The organism is Mesorhizobium sp. L103C119B0, assembly GCF_000502235.1.
In the GTDB taxonomy this organism is placed as follows: Bacteria; Pseudomonadota; Alphaproteobacteria; order Rhizobiales; family Rhizobiaceae; genus Mesorhizobium.
The window spans coordinates 22,562-41,525 of the sequence record NZ_AYXE01000011.1 but is presented as its reverse complement, the minus strand read 5'-3'; the positions used below and the strand labels follow the sequence as shown (position 1 = coordinate 41,525).

General features: G+C 62.3%; 21 protein-coding genes and 1 pseudogene. 12 read left to right on the top strand and 10 right to left on the bottom strand.

The features are described from left to right. Positions 1–2: 2 nt before the first annotated feature. The 3 genes from X728_RS147930 to coaD form a co-directional block, all read right to left on the bottom strand. Positions 3–515 (bottom strand): peptidylprolyl isomerase, encoded by a 513-nt coding sequence (locus X728_RS147930; RefSeq protein WP_023730156.1) that lies wholly within the window; start codon positions 513–515, stop codon positions 3–5. A gap of 43 nt (positions 516–558) precedes the next feature. Continuing rightward, positions 559–1,053: a peptidylprolyl isomerase gene (locus tag X728_RS147935; RefSeq protein WP_245266168.1), complete on the bottom strand. Its 495-nt coding sequence runs from the start codon at positions 1,051–1,053 to the stop codon at positions 559–561. A 168-nt stretch (positions 1,054–1,221) separates the two neighbouring features. Next, complete coding sequence (coaD, locus tag X728_RS147940; protein ID WP_023670954.1) at positions 1,222–1,722, bottom strand: pantetheine-phosphate adenylyltransferase; 501 nt, start codon at positions 1,720–1,722, stop codon at positions 1,222–1,224. 194 nt (positions 1,723–1,916) lie between these two features. On the opposite strand from coaD, the gene X728_RS1000000169155 reads away from it, so the two are divergent. Beyond that, positions 1,917–2,063, top strand: coding sequence for a hypothetical protein (locus X728_RS1000000169155; RefSeq protein WP_023670953.1), 147 nt, complete (start codon positions 1,917–1,919; stop codon positions 2,061–2,063). Positions 2,064–2,119: 56 nt separating this feature from the next. On the opposite strand, the pseudogene gyrA reads toward X728_RS1000000169155, so the two are convergent. Both gyrA and X728_RS147945 read right to left on the bottom strand, forming a co-directional pair. Further along, positions 2,120–4,920: pseudogene (gene gyrA, locus X728_RS01000000166880) on the bottom strand (DNA gyrase subunit A). Between the two features lie 223 nt (positions 4,921–5,143). Then, positions 5,144–5,995 carry an AraC family transcriptional regulator gene (locus X728_RS147945; RefSeq protein ID WP_023750732.1) on the bottom strand — a complete coding sequence of 284 codons (852 nt, stop codon included), beginning with the start codon at positions 5,993–5,995 and terminating at the stop codon, positions 5,144–5,146. Between the two features lie 87 nt (positions 5,996–6,082). On the opposite strand from X728_RS147945, the gene X728_RS147950 reads away from it, so the two are divergent. From X728_RS147950 to X728_RS147960, 3 genes are all read left to right on the top strand, one after another. Further along, positions 6,083–6,619 carry a hypothetical protein gene (locus tag X728_RS147950; protein ID WP_023832067.1) on the top strand — a complete coding sequence of 179 codons (537 nt, stop codon included), beginning with the start codon at positions 6,083–6,085 and terminating at the stop codon, positions 6,617–6,619. A 32-nt stretch (positions 6,620–6,651) separates the two neighbouring features. After that, the gene (locus X728_RS147955; RefSeq protein ID WP_023832066.1) at positions 6,652–7,029 is read left to right on the top strand and encodes a VOC family protein; all 378 of its coding nucleotides are present in this window, start codon (positions 6,652–6,654) and stop codon (positions 7,027–7,029) included. Positions 7,030–7,135: 106 nt separating this feature from the next. Continuing rightward, positions 7,136–7,765 (top strand): MarC family protein, encoded by a 630-nt coding sequence (locus X728_RS147960; RefSeq protein WP_023670949.1) that lies wholly within the window; start codon positions 7,136–7,138, stop codon positions 7,763–7,765. A 9-nt stretch (positions 7,766–7,774) separates the two neighbouring features. Here the strand turns inward: X728_RS147960 and X728_RS147965 are convergent, their stop codons facing one another. From X728_RS147965 to X728_RS147980, 4 genes are all read right to left on the bottom strand, one after another. Further along, a complete protein-coding gene (locus X728_RS147965) occupies positions 7,775–8,200 on the bottom strand; it encodes an OsmC family protein (protein WP_023832065.1) in 426 nt (141 codons plus the stop codon). Positions 8,201–8,223: 23 nt separating this feature from the next. Next, positions 8,224–8,622 (bottom strand): DUF2306 domain-containing protein, encoded by a 399-nt coding sequence (locus X728_RS147970; RefSeq protein WP_023832064.1) that lies wholly within the window; start codon positions 8,620–8,622, stop codon positions 8,224–8,226. Positions 8,623–8,659: 37 nt separating this feature from the next. Further along, positions 8,660–9,193, bottom strand: coding sequence for a single-stranded DNA-binding protein (gene ssb, locus X728_RS147975; RefSeq protein WP_023670946.1), 534 nt, complete (start codon positions 9,191–9,193; stop codon positions 8,660–8,662). 210 nt (positions 9,194–9,403) lie between these two features. Next, positions 9,404–9,805: a hypothetical protein gene (locus X728_RS147980; RefSeq protein ID WP_023730163.1), complete on the bottom strand. Its 402-nt coding sequence runs from the start codon at positions 9,803–9,805 to the stop codon at positions 9,404–9,406. 133 nt (positions 9,806–9,938) lie between these two features. Between X728_RS147980 and X728_RS147985 the strand changes: the two genes are divergently transcribed. From X728_RS147985 to X728_RS148020, 8 genes are all read left to right on the top strand, one after another. After that, positions 9,939–10,253: a metalloregulator ArsR/SmtB family transcription factor gene (locus X728_RS147985; protein WP_023706188.1), complete on the top strand. Its 315-nt coding sequence runs from the start codon at positions 9,939–9,941 to the stop codon at positions 10,251–10,253. After that, positions 10,250–10,717, top strand: coding sequence for an SRPBCC domain-containing protein (locus tag X728_RS147990; RefSeq protein ID WP_023819863.1), 468 nt, complete (start codon positions 10,250–10,252; stop codon positions 10,715–10,717). The genes X728_RS147985 and X728_RS147990 overlap by 4 nt, the downstream gene beginning before the upstream one ends. A gap of 29 nt (positions 10,718–10,746) precedes the next feature. After that, positions 10,747–11,355: an ATP-dependent Clp protease proteolytic subunit gene (locus tag X728_RS147995; RefSeq protein WP_023684630.1), complete on the top strand. Its 609-nt coding sequence runs from the start codon at positions 10,747–10,749 to the stop codon at positions 11,353–11,355. A gap of 146 nt (positions 11,356–11,501) precedes the next feature. Next, a complete protein-coding gene (locus X728_RS148000) occupies positions 11,502–11,723 on the top strand; it encodes a hypothetical protein (RefSeq protein WP_032891865.1) in 222 nt (73 codons plus the stop codon). Between the two features lie 783 nt (positions 11,724–12,506). Continuing rightward, positions 12,507–15,428 carry an excinuclease ABC subunit UvrA gene (gene uvrA / locus X728_RS148005; RefSeq protein ID WP_023832062.1) on the top strand — a complete coding sequence of 974 codons (2,922 nt, stop codon included), beginning with the start codon at positions 12,507–12,509 and terminating at the stop codon, positions 15,426–15,428. A 34-nt stretch (positions 15,429–15,462) separates the two neighbouring features. Further along, a complete protein-coding gene (locus X728_RS148010) occupies positions 15,463–15,927 on the top strand; it encodes an N-acetyltransferase (RefSeq protein ID WP_023832061.1) in 465 nt (154 codons plus the stop codon). Between the two features lie 28 nt (positions 15,928–15,955). Next, positions 15,956–16,759 carry a DUF72 domain-containing protein gene (locus X728_RS148015; protein WP_023832060.1) on the top strand — a complete coding sequence of 268 codons (804 nt, stop codon included), beginning with the start codon at positions 15,956–15,958 and terminating at the stop codon, positions 16,757–16,759. A 315-nt stretch (positions 16,760–17,074) separates the two neighbouring features. Further along, positions 17,075–18,220 (top strand): GGDEF domain-containing protein, encoded by a 1,146-nt coding sequence (locus X728_RS148020; protein ID WP_023742497.1) that lies wholly within the window; start codon positions 17,075–17,077, stop codon positions 18,218–18,220. A 92-nt stretch (positions 18,221–18,312) separates the two neighbouring features. Here the strand turns inward: X728_RS148020 and X728_RS1000000169150 are convergent, their stop codons facing one another. After that, positions 18,313–18,489 carry a hypothetical protein gene (locus X728_RS1000000169150; RefSeq protein ID WP_023670936.1) on the bottom strand — a complete coding sequence of 59 codons (177 nt, stop codon included), beginning with the start codon at positions 18,487–18,489 and terminating at the stop codon, positions 18,313–18,315. Positions 18,490–18,964: the final 475 nt, after the last annotated feature.

Sequence of the window (18,964 nt, the reverse complement as noted above, 5' to 3'; positions counted from 1 at the left end):
CCTTACTTGACGTCGGCCGCGACCTTCAGCGACACGATCTTGTCGGGATCGACCACCGGCTCGCCGCGCTTGATCTTGTCGACATTGTCCATGCCTTCGATGACCTGGCCCCAGACCGTGTACTGGCGGTTGAGGAAAGCGGCATCGTCGAAGCAGATGAAGAACTGCGAATTGGCGGAGTTCGGGTTCTGCGAACGGGCCATCGAGCAGGTGCCGCGGCCATGGTTGGCGTTGGAGAATTCAGCCTTCAGGTCAGGCTTCTCGGAACCGCCCATGCCCGCGCGGGAGGGGGCAAAAGTGGGCTTGGTCGAATTGCCGAACTTGACGTCACCGGTCTGCGCCATGAAGCCTTCGATGACGCGGTGGAAGACCACGCCGTCATAGGCGCCTTCGCGGGCCAGTTCCTTGATGCGGGCGACGTGGCCGGGAGCCAAATCGGGGAACAGTTCGATGACGACCTTGCCCTTGGTCGTTTCCAGGATGAGCGCGTTCTCGCGGTCCTTGATCTCAGCCATGTCGTATATCCTTTATCTCAGAAAACAGATTGATTTGATTGGTTTACTTGTCGGCGGCGATGCGTACCTTGATCATGCGGTCGGGCCCGCTGACCGTGCCGTTGTCGGCCTCGTTGCCCTTCTTGATCTTGTCCACCAACTCCATGCCGCTGACGACACTGCCAACGATGGTGTACTGGCCATCGAGGTTCGGCGCCGGCGCGAACATGATGAAGAACTGCGAATTGGCGGAGTTCGGGTCCTGCGAGCGGGCCATGCCGAGCGTGCCGCGCTTGAAATGTTCGCTCTGCGAGAATTCGGCCGGCAGGTCGGCCAGGTCTGAACCGCCGGTGCCGACGGCCTCGGGGCTGAACCCCTTCTTCATGTTGCCGAACTTGACGTCGCCGGTCTGCGCCATAAAGCCGTTGATGACGCGGTGGAATGCGACATCGTTATAAGCGCCTTCGCGCACCAGCTTCTTGATCTGGGCGACATGCTTGGGTGCCAGGTCGGGGCGTAGCGCGACGGTGACGTCGCCGTTCTTCAAGGTGATGACCATGGTGTTTTCCGGTTCGGCGGCGAAGGCCGAAACGGATGCGGTCACGAGACCGGCAAGCACGACGAGGAACGAGGCGAGCTTTTTCAGCTGCATAAGGGATCTCCGAAGGTCTTTGTTAGGGTGCATGTCGTTGCCCCAAAACCGGCATCCACTTTGGGGTGACATGCACTATTTCGCGAATTTGGCGGTGAGCGCGCCGGCAACGGCGGCCGGTACGAAGGGACGGATGTCTCCGCCCATCGAGGCTATCTGGCGCACAAGTGTGGCGGTAATGGTGCGTACCGATGGGCTGGCGGGCAGAAAAACCGTCTGCAGTTCCGGCGCCATGGTCTCGTTCATGCCGGCCATCTGCATCTCGTAATCGAGATCGGTGCCGTCGCGCAGGCCGCGGATCATGATCGAGGCGCCATGCTTGCGGGCCGCGTCGATGACCAGCCCGTCAAAGGCGACGACCTTGATACGGTCGCCGTCGCGGCCAAATTCGGCCTTGGTCGCGGCCTCGATCAGCTTCACCCGTTCGTCGAAGGAAAACAGCGGCGTCTTGCCGGGGTGAGTGCCGATCGCCGCATAAACCGTGTCGGCGACAGCCAGCGATGCCTTCAGGACATCGAGATGGCCGTTGGTCAGCGGGTCGAAGGAGCCGGCATAAAGGGCGATGCGATCGGTCATGGGAGGTGCTTCTAGCGGGGCATTGGGCGGAAGGCAAATGCGATTGGGAACATCTGCGTGAACCTTTTCGCAGACATGAACGACAGATGAATGCCTTGATCACGAAGACTTCACGCCGCGTTCGCTAGTTTGCACTTCGGAAGATGAAACCAAAACCCGATCTAACCGTTGGATAGGCGCAGGAGAACACGCACATGCTGATCTACATGCTCGCCACCGCAATGACCGTCGCCATGCTGATCGCCACCGCATTCGGATTGCATAGCGAGGCAGAGCGCGTCCGTGTCCGCACAAAGCGGTTCGAAGGTTTCGGCGCTCGCTGGCCCCACCGTCGCCCCTGATTTATTGCTAGTTTCTTGTTTGCGCCGGCCCATCGGGCCGGCGTTGTTGCTCAAACCTATTCGGTGCTGTCCGGTACGGCATCTCCGGCGCCGGCCTCAATGACACCCTCTTCGACATCCTCGTCGGCCTGCGGCTCCGAGATCCGTTCGACCGAAACCACCTTCTCGCCTTCGGCGGTGTTGAAGATGGTCACGCCCTTGGTGGCGCGGCTGGCGAAACGGATACCGTTGACCGGCACCCGGATGACCGTGCCGCCATCCGAAACCAGCATGATCTGGTCGTCATTGCCGACCGGGAAAGTCGCCACCAGCTGGCCGATCTCGGCCACCTTCGACACGTCGGTGGCGCGGATGCCTTTGCCGCCGCGTCCGGTCAGGCGGAAATCGTAGGATGACGAGCGCTTGCCGTAGCCATATTCGGTCACCGTCAGCACATACTGCTCATGCGCCTTGAGCTCTTCGTAACGGCTGTCGGAAAGCTCGGTCTCCTCGCCAATCTCCTCATTGGTGAGTGCAATCTCTTCTTCCTCGCCGGTCACCTCGGCGGCAAGCCGCCGCTCCAGTGCTGCCCGCTTGAGGTAGGCGGAGCGTTCCGCCGGTGAAGCATCGACATGCTCGATCACCGACATGGAGATGATGCGGTCGGTCTCGGCCATGCTTATGCCGCGCACGCCGACCGAATTGCGGCTCTGGAAGACGCGCACATCGCCAACGCGGAAGCGGATGCACTGGCCGGAGCTGGCGGTCAAAAGCACATCGTCATTGTCTGTGCAGGTCTCGACGCCGAGAATCTCGTCGCCCTCCTCCTCCAGCTTCATGGCGATCTTGCCGTTGCGGTTGACCTGGACGAATTCGGACAGCTTGTTGCGGCGCACGGTGCCGCGCGTGGTGGCGAACATGACGTCGAGTTCGCCCCAGCTGGTCTCGTCCTCGGGCAGCGGCATGATGGTGGTGATGCGCTCGCCCTGCTCCAGCGGCAGCATGTTGATCAGCGCCTTGCCGCGCGACTGCGGATTGCCGATTGGCAGCCGCCAGACCTTTTCCTTGTAGACGATGCCGCGCGAGGAGAAGAACAGCACCGGCGTATGCGTGTTGGCCACAAACAGCCGGGTGACGAAATCCTCTTCCTTGGTCGACATACCGGAGCGGCCCTTGCCGCCGCGGCGTTGCGCCCGGTAGAGCGACAGCGGCACGCGCTTGATGTAGCCGGAATGGCTGACGGTGACGACCATGTCCTCGCGCTGGATCAGGTCCTCGTCTTCCATGTCGGCGCCGCCGTCGGTGAGCTCGGTGCGGCGCGGCGTGCCGAACTCGTCGCGCACGGCGGCAAGCTCGTCCTTGACGATCTGTTGGATGCGGGCGCGGGACGACAGAATGTCGAGGTAATCCTTGATCTCGTCGCCGATGGTGTTCAGCTCGTCGGCGATTTCGTCACGGCCGAGCGCGGTCAGGCGCTGCAGGCGCAGTTCGAGGATTGCGCGCGCCTGTTCCTCGGAGAGGTTGTAGGTGCCATCCTCATTGATGCGATGGCGCGGATCGTCGATAAGCAGAATCAATGACTCGACGTCGCCGGAGGGCCAGCGCCGCTCCATCAACTGCTCGCGCGCCGTCTGCGGATCGGGCGCGGTGCGGATCAGCTTGATCACTTCGTCGATGTTGGCGACGGCTATGGCGAGGCCGACCAGCACGTGGGCGCGGTCGCGCGCCTTGCGCAGCAGGAATTTCGTGCGTCGGCTAATCACCTCTTCGCGGAAGCTGACAAACGCCTTCAGCATGTCGGTCAGGTTCATCACTTCCGGCTTGCCGCCGTTCAGCGCCACCATATTGGCGCCGAAGGAGGTCTGCAGCGGCGTGAAGCGGTAAAGCTGGTTGAGAATGACGTCGGCGACAGCGTCGCGCTTCAGCTCGATGACGACGCGGTAGCCCTGGCGGTCGCTTTCGTCGCGAATGTCGGAAATGCCTTCGATGCGCTTGTCGCGCACCAGCTCGGCCATTTTCTCGATCATCGAGGCCTTGTTCACCTGGTACGGGACTTCCGTGATGATGATCGATTCACGGTCGTTGCCGCGCTGTTCGACATTGACCTTGCCGCGCATGACGATGGAGCCACGGCCCGTCGCATAGGCGCTGTAGATGNGCTGTAGATGCCGGAACGGCCGAGCACGATGCCGCCGGTCGGGAAATCGGGACCCGGAATGATCTCCATCAGCGCCGGCAAATCGATCGCCGGATTGTCGATGATGGCGATGGCGCCGTTGCAGATCTCGGCCAGATTGTGCGGCGGGATGTTGGTGGCCATGCCGACGGCGATGCCGCCGGAACCGTTGACCAGAAGATTGGGGAAGCGCGCCGGCAGCACCTTCGGCTCGGTGTCGGAGGCGTCATAAGTCTCCTGGAAATCGACGGTTTCCTTGTCGATGTCCTCCAGCAGCTCATGTGCGACCTTGGTCAGCCGCGATTCCGTGTAGCGCATCGCCGCCGGCGGATCGCCGTCGATGGAGCCGAAATTGCCCTGCCCGTCGATCAGCGGAACGCGCAGCGACCAGTCCTGCGCCATGCGCACCAAGGCATCGTAGATCGAGGCGTCGCCATGCGGATGGTATTTACCCATCACGTCCGCGACCGGGCGGGCCGATTTCACATATTTGCGGTTCCAGTGGTAGCCGCTCTCATGCGCCGCATAGAGAATGCGGCGGTGCACCGGCTTCAGGCCGTCGCGCACATCGGGCAGCGCACGGCTGACGATGACGCTCATGGCGTAAGAAAGATAGGAGCTCTGCATCTCCTCGATGATGGAGATGGGCTCGATGCCGGTGGGGCCGCCGTCGGCGCCGCGCGGGGGTTTTTGGTCGGTCAAATCGGATCACAATCTAATCAGGAATCACTGACCGCTTATATAGGAAGCACGGCCGAAACTCCAATATTCGTGGTGGTTTTCCAACGACAATTTTGGCGGCAATTTCAAATGGATACCGTTGATTGCGACGATTTGGCCATAACGCATTTCGCCGCCGCAAGGGCAAAAGCCTGCGATGGACCGTTTTCAAAGCAAAGAGCGTATCAGGAGGCAGGCGGACGCATCAGCGGGTAGCCACCCGCCGGGCGCGATAGTGGCCAGGCGTCTCACCCATGACGCGCCGGAAACGGCGGTTGAACGTCGACAAATCGTTGAAACCGGCCTCGAAGGCGATTGCCGAGATGGCATCGCCTGACATGCGCAGCCGCACCGCCGCGCGGTGCAGCCGGGTTCTCAGCAGAAACTGATAGGGCGTCATGCCGGCGACCTGCCGGAAGGTGCGCAGGAAATGATACGGGCTGGTCGCCGTCGCGCAGGCAAGCTCGGAAAGCGAGACCGGCCTGTCGGCATTGAGCTCGATCTGCCGCACCGCCTCGGCAACCCGTTTCTGGTCGCGGCGGCTCGGCGGTCGGACGCCAGGCACCGCATCGCTGGCGACGGGCAGTGCTGCGCCGGCAACTGCCAGTGCTGCGCCGGCAATTCGCAGGCCAAGCTCCTCAAAGGCGTCGATGTCGACCATCTCGCGCGCCGCTTCCGCCTCGGCCAGCAGCGATGCGAGCGCCGGCAAAGGCGGCATATGCGGCACGCCGAAGGCGAGCTTGCTCGCGCCGGGCACGTCGCTGGCGATGCGGTCGAGATAGGCCGGAGCGAAGTGGAAGGACAGGCAACGGTCGCCGGCGCCATGCTCATGCCCGCATTCATAGCAGGCGCCGACATTGCCGAGCAGGATCGCGCCCGGCGCCAGCATGGCGGCGCCTTGCCTGGTGCGGTAGCGGAAGGTGCCGCTGGTGACAGCGGCAACGCAGAAGGTGTCGTGCGCCTCCTCGAACGGGCGGTCGCCGGCGCCGGCCGTGCACAGCACGTCACAGACATACCAACCCTGCCCCGATGCCAGGTTTTGTTCGCTCGTCGTCATGGCTTGAAAGATAGCAATTTTTCCCAAGCGCGACACCCGGTCGGGGCCTATCGCTTGCAGCCTCCTGACACTACGAAGGCAGCAAGTATGATCGGTACATCCTCCTTTGCCGAAGCGCTCCACAGCGACGGCCCCAATTCCGGCCTGGCTGAAAAGCTGGATCTCTACGGCCGCTTCGTCGGCGCCTGGACATTCGATGCCACGCGCCATCTCGAGGACGGCACGGTTCTCACCGGACGCGGCGAGGTGCATTTCGGCTGGGTCCTGGAAGGCAGGGCGATCCAGGACGTATGGATCCTGCCCGCACGGGATGCCGGCCCCTCGCCCTCGCTCGGCAAATGGACTTTCTATGGCACAACGCTTCGGGCCTATGATCCCGGCTCGGATGCCTGGCACATCTTCTGGAGCGACCCGCGCAACCAATACTACAGCCGCCAGCTTGGTCGCGCCGGAGGCGACACGATTGTGCAGGTCGGCGCCGACGGCACTGGTTCCTCGGTCCGCTGGAGCTTTTCGCGCATCACCAAAGACAGCTTCCGCTGGCTCGGCGAGCGTTCGCACGACGATGGCAAGACATGGCGTCTCGAAGTCGAGTTCCTGGCGCGCCGCGTCGCCCACGACTGATGACGCAACATATTGCAAAAAGGTGAAAAAACATGCTTGACCATGTCTCGATCGGCGTCCGCGACACCAACGTTTCGAAGCCCTTCTACGATGCCGCGCTAAAGCCGCTCGGTTATTCCTGCCTCGGCCAGTCGCCAGGCTCACTGGGTTATGGTGCGCAAGCCGTCGCGCTGTGGGTGAACGACGCGGAGCGGCCAGTGCCATCGGACGAGAAGTCCGGTCTGCATTTCTGCTTTGCCGCGCCGACGAGGCAGAGTGTCGTCGCCTTCCATGCCGCCGCCTTGCGTGCAGGCGGCAGCGACAATGGCGCGCCGGGGCTGCGCGCCGACTATGGCGAGAACTATTACGCTGCCTTCGTCGTCGATCCCGACGGCTATCGTCTGGAGGCCTATTGCAACGCTGCCGCCTAACATAGCCGGCGTCTCCGGTAGCGGCATCTCAGACGGTTCCCACCGGCCAGGCTTTGCTCTACCACTATCGTGGCGCAGGGGTCCGGCCCGGCGGGAGGGGTCAGCGATGCCGAGTTTCGACAGCCTGTTCAACGCCTTCGTCACCATTCTGGTGACCATCGACCCGCCAGGTCTCGCGCCGCTCTTCCTCGCGGTGACACGCGGCATGAACCGCGAGGAACGTCAGCAGGTTTCGGTGCGCGCCTCGATCATCGGCTTCCTGGTGATGGCGCTGTTTGCGGTGGCCGGGGCGTCCATCCTGTCGGTGTTCGGCATCACGCTGCCGGCTTTCCGCGTCGCCGGCGGGTTTTTGCTGTTCTTCATCGCGTTCGAAATGGTGTTTGAGCGCCGCCAGGACCGCAAGGAGAAGATCGGCGACGTCGCCATCACCAAGGACATGATCCACAATATCGCGGCCTTCCCGCTGGCGATCCCGCTGATCGCCGGCCCCGGTGCGATTTCGGCGACCGTGCTACTGTCGGGCTCTTTCCAGGGTTTTGCCGCACAAGCGGCGCTGGTCGGCATCATCTTCGTCTGTCTTGCCATCACCTATCTGGTGTTCGTGCTGTCGGAGCGCATCGACCGCATCCTCGGCCAGACCGGCCGCTCGATCCTGACCCGCCTGCTCGGCGTCATCCTGGCCGCGCTTGCGGTTCAGTTCGTCGCGGATGGCATCAAGGCGCTGATGGCGGGGTAAACGGCAGCCCTACTCCACCGCCGTATCGACGACCTTGAAATCGTGGGTGATGACAGCCGTCTTGGCCAGCATGGCCGAGGCCGAGCAGTATTTCTCGATCGATAGGTTGATGGCGCGCTGGACCTTGTCGCGCGACAGCGCGTGGCCCGTGACGATGAAATGCATGTGGATGCGGGTGAAGACTTTCGGGTCGGTTTCGGCCCGGTCGGCGTCGAGTTCGACAACACAGTCCTCGATCGCCTCGCGGCCTTTTTCGAGGATGTGGACGACATCATAGGCCGAGCAGCCGCCGGTGCCGATCAGCACCAGTTCCATCGGGCTCGGACCTGGCGTCTTGCCTTCCGGCCCGGGGGCGGTCCCCAGCACCAGTTTGTGGCCGCTGCCGGACTCGCCGACGAAGGTGCGCTCCTCGACCCATTTGATCCGTGCTTTCACGGCAATCTTCCTTTCAGAAAGCGTCACTGGCCGAAGACGACCGTGTGCATGATCCGCCCCGGCAGCAGCGTGAACACGCCGGCGCCGATCAGGGCGAAAACATACAGCGATATCATGACCGTGCGATGTTTGGCGACCCGATGCATATGCGCGTGCCAGACCGCAAGCGGCACGGCGATCAACACTAAAATCGACAAGAGATGGATCGGGCTGAACGGACCGACGAGGCGTATCTGCTGGATCCAGAAACTGGAGATGGCGACGACCATCATCAGCGCCGCCCAGGCATAGCCGACGACACGATGACGCGTCGTGCCTTTCGGCAGCGCCAGTTGCGTAGCGCCAACGGCCAGCGCGGCAAGGGCCGCGAAGGCGTGCCATGGAATGGGAGGGCGCGCCGATAGAAGCGGTCCGAGCGACATCGCACCCTCTCCTCAGATATCGCTGACTATCGTCAGCTCAGAACGGGATTTCGTCGTCCAGTTCGCGCGACGAGCCGCCGCCACCGCCGCCCTTGGAACCGCCGCCACCGCTATTGCCGCCGCGGTTGAAGCTCTCATTGGGGCCAGACTGGCCGAAATCCGAGCCACGGCTCGCGCCGCCGCCGCCGGCATAGTTGCCGACCTGACCGCCGCCCTCGCCGCGAGAATCGAGCATCTGCAGCTCGCCGCGGAATTTCTGCAGCACGACTTCGGTCGTGTACTTGTCGGCGCCGGTCTGGTCTTGCCATTTGCGTGTCTGCAGCTGGCCTTCGACGTAAACCTTCATGCCCTTCTTCAGGTACTGCTCGGCGACCTTGGCGATCTGGTCATTGAAAATGACCACGTTGTGCCATTCGGTCTTTTCCTTGCGCTCGCCGGAGTTCTTGTCGCGCCAGCTTTCCGACGTGGCGATGCGGATGTTGACGACCGGATCACCGGAATTCAGGCGGCGGATTTCAGGGTCCGCGCCGAGGTTACCGACCAGAATGACCTTGTTGACGCTACCCGCCATGACACTTCTCCGTGCTCATCCGAAACAAATTTCAAGTCGTTCACCTTACAGGCCGCGCACAATCCTGGCTTGCCGCGGCTGGCTTTTCCCACAAGGTTTTTGTTCCCTTTTCGTTCCTATACTGTTAACCACGGATTGTCAAGGAATGGCAGCAATCGCGGACGCGGGCGCGTGGATTTAGCTGACACGCAGGGGCGAGAAGCGGTGTCGTCAGCGCCGTTTTTTAGCTGGTCGCAACGGACCGAAAAAGCCGCTCCACTCCATGCCCATGCCATGGGCGCGCTGCGCGATCACGGTTGGCGCCGACATCAGCCCGACTGCAGGTTCAGATTTCAGAGCCGGGTCATTCAGCAATTTCCCGATCGCGCGCCCGTGCCACCACACCTGAGCGACGAGCGCCGCTACCACCGCGATTAGGCCCCAGGTCCCCAATCCTTCGCCGAAGATGTAAATCCCGTATGGCGGCGATAGCGCCGTACCCAGCTTGGCCAACAAGATCACGGCCACGAAACCGATGACGGCGATCGCTCCTATACCGAGTACGAGGCGGCGATAGAGCCTCAGAGCCTCGTTGAGGTTCTCGGCGGACGAAAGATCGACGTTGGAATTCATAAATACTACTCCTGCCTCGCGATGATCGGCCCATCTTGTTCCCCACGGCTTAGAGGCCCGGCAGGATCCAATCAATACGCGGCATTCAAAACACCCCTTGCCAAATCGATAAGTATCGACTTATGCTTTTGCCATGATCGAAGCAGAGATTTTTCGCGCCCTGGCCGACCCGACGCGACGCGCCGTCTACGAGCGGCTGACTTCCGGCGAGATGAGCGTGTCGGAGTTGCGCACCGGCATGAGCGTGTCGCAGCCGGCGGTGTCGCAGCACCTTGCCGTGCTGCGCGGCGCAGGCCTAGTCAGCGAAAGACGCGCCGGCCGCAACGCCTACTATCGCGCCGATCCGCAAGGGCTCGAGCCGCTGCTCGGCTGGATCGAACGCTACCGCGCATTCTGGCCGGAGCGCATCGAAAGACTGAAGGTCGTTTTGAAGGACATGGACCAATGACCGACGAAAAGCAGACGCAGACCGCCAAAGATGCCCTCGCCTTCGAATGCGATCTGCCGGACGCACCGGAAAAAGTGTGGCGGGCACTGACCGTGCCGGACCTCTTGGCGGAATGGATGATGCCGAACGACATCAATCCGGAAACCGGCAGCCGCTTTGCCTTTGCCGGGCCTGAGAAGCCGATCGAGTGCGAAGTGCTCGATGCCGAACCGGGGCGCCTGCTGCGCTATTCCTGGCGCGAGCGTTCCGGCGACGCCGACCGCGAGGAGCTGGGGAGCATCGTCACCTTCACACTCGCCCGCACCGTTTCCGGCGGCACGCATCTGCGCATCGTCCACGACGGGTTTGTCCTGACGCCTGCGGTCGCGATGGCCGGCGCCGGCTGCCGGCTCTGGCTGCGCGCATACAAGCCCAAGCGGCCTGTCGCCGCCAACGCGCCACGCCTGTTGCTGCGCGCCGCCTGAACCGGAAAAATCAAAACGGAGACAATGAGATGAGCGGCTTTGCCAATCTGGTGCCGATGGTGATCGAGCAATCGAGCCGCGGCGAACGCGCCTTCGACATTTTCTCGCGGCTGCTGCGCGAGCGCATCATCTTCGTCAATGGCGAGATCAATGACGGCATGTCGGCGCTGGTCTGCGCCCAGCTCCTGTCGCTGGAATCGGACAATCCCGACAAGGAGATCTCGCTCTACATCAACTCGCCGGGCGGCGTGGTGACCAGCGGTTTCGCCATCTACGACACGATGCAATATGTCAGCTGCCCGGTGTCGACGGTGTGCATGGGCTTTGCCGCGTCGATGGCCTCCTTCCTGCTGATGGCGGGAACGCCGGGGCGGCGCATCGCGCTGCCCAATGCCAGCATCGTGCTGCATCAGCCTTTGGGCGGCTTCCAGGGCCAGGCCTCCGACATCCAGCGTCACGCCGAAGGCATTTTGCGCACCAAGCGGCACATGGCCGACCTCTACGCTCACCATTGCGGCCGCACCCACGAAGAGGTCGAACGCACGCTCGACCGCGATTTCTTCATGACCGCGAAGGAGGCCAAGGACTGGGGCCTCGTCGACCACGTCTTCGACACCCGCAAGCAGGCAGCGGCCTGATCGGCGGATTGAATGCAGGCCGGTGTTCCCTCAATTTCAACGCCGCTGGTCTGGCCTCGCCTTGAGCGCGGCACTATAGTCTTGCCATGCGCTACCACCTGAACAGACTGACCATAGCCTTTGCCATCACGGCGGCGACATCGAGCATGGCCTTTGCCGGGGGCAGCACCAGCACGTCGCGGAAAGGCGCCCTGCCCGGCGTGACCGGCGACTACCGCATCGCCAAGCCCGCGCCGCAGCCGGAGCCGGACGACGCGCTGCCTGCCGGCGAGAACGGCACGTTCAAGATCGGCGACACCGATGTCAGAATTTCCGGCAGCATCACTGTCGATGTCGGCACGGGTGGGATCAAGCCGCCGCGCCGGTAGCCCCTTCTCCCAGCTACTATACGGGAGAGAAAGCCTGCGCCGACGACTTCCTCGCAAACGAACAGCCCCGCCGTTGCTTCCGCAAACGGTCGGGGCTTTTTTTGGATTTCAAATCCAAACTGCCGGTAGTGTTATACCGACTTTGATTTCGGATGCTTCGCGGCATTCAGCCGACGATCCGACTAGCCGTCTCTGATTTTTGTGGGATTCGGCAGGTCACGGTTTGTCTGGTGGTTTGTTGGACTGACGCGATGCGTTCGTTTGGACGCATACACTCCAATGCCTTGAAACTACCTGGCACTTATGCCCGCCGCGGCTCCACTAGCAGGTGGAGCCTCAAGGGACTATCCGGTGGCGTCATGCTCCGCTCCTATGTCCGTTGCGACTGGTGTCAATCCGAAGCACAAATCGCAAAAACCTGCGGCGTCTCGCAGGCCGCTATGGGCGGCGAGGCCATCACAGACGGCCGGCTCCGTTGACTCCGGCAGAGTGCGCCCCTGATTCGACGGCGTCAACCTTGAATAGCCGGTTACGGAAAATGTGATCGCCGGGAGCTTACGTCAGGGTCAGTTTCTGAAACACCCTTGTCAGTTTCTGCACAGCTTTGTCAGGAGCGTGTTCGGTCTTTGTTCTTTCCGCTTGCCCGTTCGCGCGAAAGACGGTTAAACGGCTTTGGTCGAGAAGTGTGGCGTCTCTCGACGTGGCGGCAAAAATACCTACATAGGGAATGGCCGGGAAAACCCGCCGATCCCACTGACACCAGACCTGAGGCGGCGACCGGCGATGGCCGACCATAAATACCTTTCCATTCGCGGGGCACGCGAACACAACCTAAAGAATGTCGATCTCGACCTGCCGCGTGACAGCCTGATCGTCATGACCGGCCTGTCGGGCTCCGGCAAATCGTCGCTTGCTTTCGACACCATCTATGCCGAGGGCCAGCGCCGTTACGTCGAGAGCCTGTCGGCTTATGCGCGCCAGTTCCTCGAAATGATGCAGAAGCCGGATGTCGACCAGATCGACGGCCTGTCGCCGGCCATCTCGATCGAGCAGAAGACCACGTCGAAGAACCCGCGTTCGACGGTCGGCACCGTCACCGAGATCTACGACTACATGCGCTTGCTGTTCGCGCGCGTCGGCATCCCCTATTCGCCGGCGACCGGCCTGCCGATCGAGAGCCAGACGGTTTCACAGATGGTCGACCGGGTGCTGGCGGTCGAGGAAGGCACGCGCCTTTTCCTGCTGGCGCCGATCGTGCGCGGCCGCAAGGGCGAGTATCGCAAGGAACTACTGGAGCTGCAGAAGAAGGGCTTTCAGCGCGTCAAGGTCGACGGCGTCTTCTATGAGATCGCCGATGTGCCGGCGTTTGACAAGAAGTACAAGCACGACATCGACGTCGTCGTCGACCGCATCGTTGTGCGCGGCGACCTGGCGACACGGCTTGCCGATTCCATCGAAACGGCGCTGAAGCTCGCCGAAGGGCTGGCGGTGGCCGAGTTCGCCGACCGGCCGCTCGACGCCAGCCAGACCGGCGAGGACTCGGTCAACAAATCGAAGAACGAGACGCATGAGCGCATCCTGTTCTCGGAAAAATTCGCCTGCCCGGTTTCCGGCTTCACCATTCCGGAGATCGAGCCCAGGCTGTTCTCGTTCAACAACCCGTTCGGCGCCTGCCCGACCTGCGACGGCCTCGGCAATCAGCGCGCCATCGACGCCAGCCTGATCGTGCCGGACGAAAACGTCTCGCTGCGCGACGGCGCCGTCAGCCCGTGGGCGAAATCGACCTCGCCCTATTATGCGCAGACGCTGGAAGCGCTGGGCAAGGCATACGGCTTCAAGCTCGGCGACAAGTTCAAAGACCTGACCGAAGAGGCCAAGGAAGCCGTCCTGCGCGGCACCGGCGAGCGCGAGGTCACCTTCCAATATGATGACGGCCTGCGCTCCTACAAGACCACCAAGACGTTCGAGGGCGTCATTCCCAATCTCGAACGGCGGTGGAAGGAAACCGAATCCGCCTGGATGCGCGAGGAGATCGAGCGCTTCATGTCGGCGACGCCCTGCCCGGTCTGCAAGGGATACCGGCTGAAGCCGGAAGCGCTGGCGGTGAAGATCGCCGGCAAGCATATCGGCGAAGTCACAGAGCTGTCGATCCGCAAGGCCGACCAGTGGTTCACCGAACTGCCGCCACATCTCAACGACCAGCAGAACGAGATCGCGGTGCGCGTTCTCAAGGAAATCCGTGACCGCCTGCGCTTCCTCAACGATGTCGGCCTCGACTATCTGACGCTGTCGCGCAATTCCGGCACGCTGTCGGGCGGCGAGAGCCAGCGCATAAGGCTGGCGTCGCAGATCGGCTCCGGCCTCACCGGCGTGCTCTATGTGCTGGACGAGCCGTCGATCGGCCTGCACCAGCGCGACAATGCCCGCCTGCTCGACACGCTCAAGCATCTGCGCGACATCGGCAACACGGTGATCGTCGTCGAGCATGACGAGGACGCCATCCTGCATGCCGATTATGTCGTAGACATGGGTCCGGCCGCCGGCATTCATGGCGGCGAGATCATCGCCCAGGGCACGCCGCAGCAGGTGATGGCCAATCCCAACTCGATCACCGGTAAATATCTGTCGGGCGCGCTCGAAGTCGCCACGCCCGGTGTCAGGCGCGAGGCCAAGAAAAACCGCCGGCTGAAGATCGTCGGCGCGCGCGGCAACAATCTCAAGAACGTCACTGCCGAAATCCCGCTCGGCACTTTTACCGCCGTCACCGGCGTGTCTGGCGGCGGCAAATCGACCTTCCTGATCGAGACGCTGTTCAAGGCGGCGTCGCGCCGCATCATGGGCTCGCGCGAGCATCCGGCCGATCACGACCGCATCGAGGGCCTCGAATTCCTCGACAAGGTCATCGACATCGACCAGTCGCCGATCGGCCGCACACCGCGTTCGAACCCGGCCACCTACACCGGCGCCTTCACACCGATCCGCGACTGGTTTGCCGGGTTGCCCGAGGCCAAGGCCCGCGGCTATCAGCCGGGCCGCTTCTCCTTCAACGTGAAGGGCGGCCGCTGCGAGGCCTGCCAGGGCGACGGCGTCATCAAGATCGAGATGCACTTCCTGCCCGACGTCTACGTCACGTGCGACGTCTGCCACGGCAAGCGCTACAACCGCGAGACGCTCGACGTCCTGTTCAAAGGCAAGTCGATCGCCGACGTCCTGGACATGACGGTCGAGGAAGGCGTCGATTTCTTTGCCGCCGTGCCCGGGGTGCGCGACAAGCTGGAGACGCTGAAGCAGGTCGGCCTCGGCTACATCCATATCGGCCAGCAGGCGACGACGCTGTCGGGCGGCGAGGCGCAGCGCATCAAGCTCGCCAAGGAATTGTCGCGCAAGGCGACCGGCAAGACGCTCTACATCCTCGACGAGCCGACCACCGGCCTGCACTTCCACGACGTCGCCAAGTTGCTGGAAGTGCTGCACGAGCTGGTCGACCAAGGCAACACGGTGGTGGTCATCGAGCACAATCTCGAAGTCATCAAGACCGCCGACTGGGTGCTCGACCTCGGCCCCGAAGGCGGCGATGGCGGTGGCGAACTGGTGGCACAAGGCACACCGGAAGCGATCGTGCGCGAAAAGCGCAGCTACACCGGCCAGTTCCTGAAGGAGCTTTTGGAGCGGCGGCCCGGAGGCAAGCGCGAAGCGGCGGAGTAACTGACAGACCGGTCGGGCGCCTGGAGAGCTTTGAATGACAGTCCGACAGGCGCTTGCCGGTGATCTCGACGGAGTCGTCTCGCTGACGCAGACCGCCTATGAGCACTACACGCCCCTGTTAGGCGCGCCGCCGCTCCCAGTCACCGAGGACTATGCGCCACGCATCGAGCGTGGCGAGGTCTGGCTCTTGGAGAGCGGCGCGGAACTCGCCGGGCTGATCGTTATTGAGCGCCACCCCGATCATGCGATGATCTTCAGCGTCGCGGTCTCCCCCGCTTTTCAGGGGAGGAAACTCGGTACCGCGCTGCTCGACTTCGCCCAGGAACAGGCGCGGCTATGGGGTGTGCCGGAGGTGCGGCTCTACACCAATTCGCGCATGGAGGGGAACATCGAGATCTATACGGCCTATGGCTTCCACGAAACGGGCCGCCGAGCCAATCCCCACCGTCCCGGATGGACCGTGGTCGACATGATCAAACCGGTTGGAAAAATAGCCTGACCGCATTTTTAGAACTGGGAGGAAGACGATGATCAGCCAAGGAACAATCCGCGCCGGGATGGGCGGCTGGACTTTCGAACCCTGGGATACGTCTTTCTACCCGGACAAGCTTTCCAAGGCCAAGCAGCTGAGTTACGCCAGCCGCCAGGTGCCGAGCATCGAGGTCAACGGCACCTACTATTCCAGCTTCAAGGAGCCGACCTTCGTCAAATGGGCTGGCGAGGCGCCGGACGGTTTCGTCTATTCGCTGAAGGGCAATCGCTTCGTCACCAACCGGCGCGTGCTTGGCGAAGCCGGCGAGTCCATGACGCGCTTCCTCGGCTCCGGCATTGCCGCGCTGGGCGACAAGCTGGGCCCGATCCTGTGGCAGTTCGCGCCGACGAAAAAGTTCGACGCCGACGATTTCGAGGCCTTCCTGAAGCTGCTGCCGGAAAAGCAGGATGGCGTCGCGCTGCGCCATGCGCTGGAAGTGCGCAACGACAGTTTCAGCGTGCCGGAATTTGTGAGCCTGGCGCGCAAATACAAGGCGGCGATCGTCTATGCCGATCATGCCAAATATCCTGGTATCGCCGACATCACCGGCGATTTTATCTATGCGCGGCTGCAGACCGGCAGCGACGACAATCCGGATTGCTATACGCCGAAGGGCCTGGACGAATGGGCAGCGCGGGTGAAGACCTGGGCGCAAGGCAAGCAGCCGGCAGATCTGCGGCGCGCCGATCCGACTTTCGACGCGCCGGTGAAACCGCGCGACGTGTTCGTCTACTTCATCACCGAGGGCAAGGTGCGCGCGCCGTTCGGCGCCATGGCGCTGATGAAGCGGGTGAGCTGATCGGTTAAAGCGCGTCGCGCTGAACCGGATTCATACGTCGCGATTTAAGTCTTTGTCCTGATGCATGCCGTTGTCCCAGAACCGCGGCACACTTCTGGGCGACATGCATTAGGAGCAATTCCAGGAAAAGTGTGGAACGGTTTTCCCGGGAAAGCGGGCAGCGCTTTCCCTTGAAAAGGGTTTCAACCCAGAATTGCTACGATGAACCGAAGCGTGATAGCTTATGCGCATCGTAACCTTATCGATACCTCCTTCCTGCATAAATCCGGTGCGGGTCCTTTCTATAGGCCGGCCGCCGCGCGCAAGGACGAGGGCATGTCGCTCGACTACAGTTCCCTTCTGTTGGCTGTCGGGTTTTCCGCCGCTTGCCTCGGCCTGACGCTGTTCGGCATCTGGCTTACCGCGCGCTCGGAAAAATTCCTGCTGACATGGGCCGTCAGCGTGCTTCTGATCGTTGCCGACGTCTTCGCCTACCAGGCCTATATCGACGCGCCCGGGCGCCTGCTCGGCCTCGCCAGCTTCACGTTCCTGCTGCTCGGCTTCGCGACCATGCTGGGCGCGGCCCATCAGTTCACGACAGGGAGGTCACCGCTGCCCCGCATTGCTGTCGGCGCCGGCGTCTCGCTGGCAGTCGCCTTGCCGCCGATGGCGCTTGGCTATGACGGGCTGGGCTTCATGCTGGAGAATGCCTTTGCCGCGCTGCTCCTGTTTGCGACGGCCTATGAATACTGGAAGGGTCGTACGGAATTCCCTGCCCCTATCCTCGGCATTGCCGGGCTCTACACCGCTACCGGAATTTCCTTCGTGCTGTGCTCCGGTGCACTTGTCTGGGATGGCAGGCTGGTGCTTGGCCATGCTCCGAGCAACTGGGCCGAGGATTTCAGCCTCATCGTCGTCATCGCCTGCATGACCGGCATCGGCGCGCTCTCGCTGGCGCTCAACCAGGGACGCCTGGCGCAGCATCATCGCCGCGAAGCGCTGACCGATCCGCTGACCGGACTGCTCAACCGGCGCGCTTTGTTCGACCTTCACGGCAAAACACCGGTCCGGTCCTTCACCGCCGTGATCGTGTTCGATCTCGACGGCTTCAAGGCCATCAATGACGAGTTCGGCCATGCCACCGGCGATGAGGTGCTGAAACTGTTCGCCAAGGATTTGACCGCCAATCTCCAGCCAGGCGATGTCGCCGCGCGCATGGGCGGAGAGGAATTTGCATTGGTGCTCGATCGCACCTTGCCTGAAAAGGTGGAATTCATAGCCGAGCGCATCCGGGCCAGTTTTGCCATGCGCCGGATCGATACCGAGACCCGCCTGCTCTCCTGCACGGTCAGCGCCGGCTACGCCTTCGGCAGCGAGGGCGGCACCAAATTCGACAAGGTGCTCAGCGCCGCCGACAAGGCGCTTTACGGCGCCAAGCGCGGCGGCCGCAACCGTGTGCTCGCCTTCCGGCGCGCCGGGTAGGTTGGGCTGATATTCAGCCGGCCTGAACCTCACCACACGTAAAACAACACCCCAAAGCGCGTCGCATGAGGCCGTTCAGGCGCGACGCGCTTTTAGGCCGCTATGACGATCTCGTTGTAAGTGTCGAGGTCGACGTAGAAAACCTTGGTGATTTCGCCGATCAGCTCATCCTGCTGGTAGCCTTGCGAGCGCAGAATGTTGATGGCGGTAATGATGTCGACACGCTCTGTCAGCCGTCGTTTCTGGTGGTCCTCGACGAACCGTTCCATAGCCCTATTCTCCTGGCAAGATTATCTGAACGCATTGACCGACAATCAGAACTGCGAGGGAAGCTAGGGTGGCTTGCTTGCGTGGAACTTGCAGGCTGAGCCAGCATATTCCCTCGATCTGCTACAGAACCAGACTGATACGGAAGCGGCCGACTCACCGAGGCCTAGGAAAGACTAGCATGCAGTATTCGGCGTGCCAGAGTGTGGCGGCCTCGGACGAAAGTCCGACGCAACGGGTGCGGACCTTCGCGACTTCATCATCCTTGGGCGTAGCGACGCGAAGCGGAGCGAAGACCCAGGGATCCATGCCGGGACGAAGAAGCGTCATTAACGGTGCAGAATGTGGAATGCCAATGTGCCGCAGAAGCGATCTTGTTCTGCATCGCGGCACTCTTTGGCTGATGTCGCGGCATGGATTCTAGGGTCTGCGCGCGTCGCTCCGCTCCTTGGCTCCGCCCTAGAATGACGAAGTGAT

Excerpts from the sequence above, each read along its gene's own strand:
- X728_RS147930 (WP_023730156.1), bottom strand. The coding sequence starts at position 515 with ATGGCTGAGATCAAGGACCGCGAGAACGCGCTCATCCTGGAAACGACC.
- X728_RS147935 (WP_245266168.1), bottom strand. The coding sequence starts at position 1,053 with ATGGTCATCACCTTGAAGAACGGCGACGTCACCGTCGCGCTACGCCCC.
- coaD (WP_023670954.1), bottom strand. The coding sequence starts at position 1,722 with ATGACCGATCGCATCGCCCTTTATGCCGGCTCCTTCGACCCGCTGACC.
- X728_RS1000000169155 (WP_023670953.1), top strand. The coding sequence starts at position 1,917 with ATGCTGATCTACATGCTCGCCACCGCAATGACCGTCGCCATGCTGATC.
- X728_RS147945 (WP_023750732.1), bottom strand. The coding sequence starts at position 5,995 with ATGACGACGAGCGAACAAAACCTGGCATCGGGGCAGGGTTGGTATGTC.
- X728_RS147950 (WP_023832067.1), top strand. The coding sequence starts at position 6,083 with ATGATCGGTACATCCTCCTTTGCCGAAGCGCTCCACAGCGACGGCCCC.
- X728_RS147955 (WP_023832066.1), top strand. The coding sequence starts at position 6,652 with ATGCTTGACCATGTCTCGATCGGCGTCCGCGACACCAACGTTTCGAAG.
- X728_RS147960 (WP_023670949.1), top strand. The coding sequence starts at position 7,136 with ATGCCGAGTTTCGACAGCCTGTTCAACGCCTTCGTCACCATTCTGGTG.
- X728_RS147970 (WP_023832064.1), bottom strand. The coding sequence starts at position 8,622 with ATGTCGCTCGGACCGCTTCTATCGGCGCGCCCTCCCATTCCATGGCAC.
- ssb (WP_023670946.1), bottom strand. The coding sequence starts at position 9,193 with ATGGCGGGTAGCGTCAACAAGGTCATTCTGGTCGGTAACCTCGGCGCG.
- X728_RS147980 (WP_023730163.1), bottom strand. The coding sequence starts at position 9,805 with ATGAATTCCAACGTCGATCTTTCGTCCGCCGAGAACCTCAACGAGGCT.
- X728_RS147985 (WP_023706188.1), top strand. The coding sequence starts at position 9,939 with ATGATCGAAGCAGAGATTTTTCGCGCCCTGGCCGACCCGACGCGACGC.
- X728_RS147990 (WP_023819863.1), top strand. The coding sequence starts at position 10,250 with ATGACCGACGAAAAGCAGACGCAGACCGCCAAAGATGCCCTCGCCTTC.
- X728_RS147995 (WP_023684630.1), top strand. The coding sequence starts at position 10,747 with ATGAGCGGCTTTGCCAATCTGGTGCCGATGGTGATCGAGCAATCGAGC.
- X728_RS148000 (WP_032891865.1), top strand. The coding sequence starts at position 11,502 with ATGGCCTTTGCCGGGGGCAGCACCAGCACGTCGCGGAAAGGCGCCCTG.
- uvrA (WP_023832062.1), top strand. The coding sequence starts at position 12,507 with ATGGCCGACCATAAATACCTTTCCATTCGCGGGGCACGCGAACACAAC.
- X728_RS148010 (WP_023832061.1), top strand. The coding sequence starts at position 15,463 with ATGACAGTCCGACAGGCGCTTGCCGGTGATCTCGACGGAGTCGTCTCG.
- X728_RS148015 (WP_023832060.1), top strand. The coding sequence starts at position 15,956 with ATGATCAGCCAAGGAACAATCCGCGCCGGGATGGGCGGCTGGACTTTC.
- X728_RS148020 (WP_023742497.1), top strand. The coding sequence starts at position 17,075 with ATGTCGCTCGACTACAGTTCCCTTCTGTTGGCTGTCGGGTTTTCCGCC.
- X728_RS1000000169150 (WP_023670936.1), bottom strand. The coding sequence starts at position 18,489 with ATGGAACGGTTCGTCGAGGACCACCAGAAACGACGGCTGACAGAGCGT.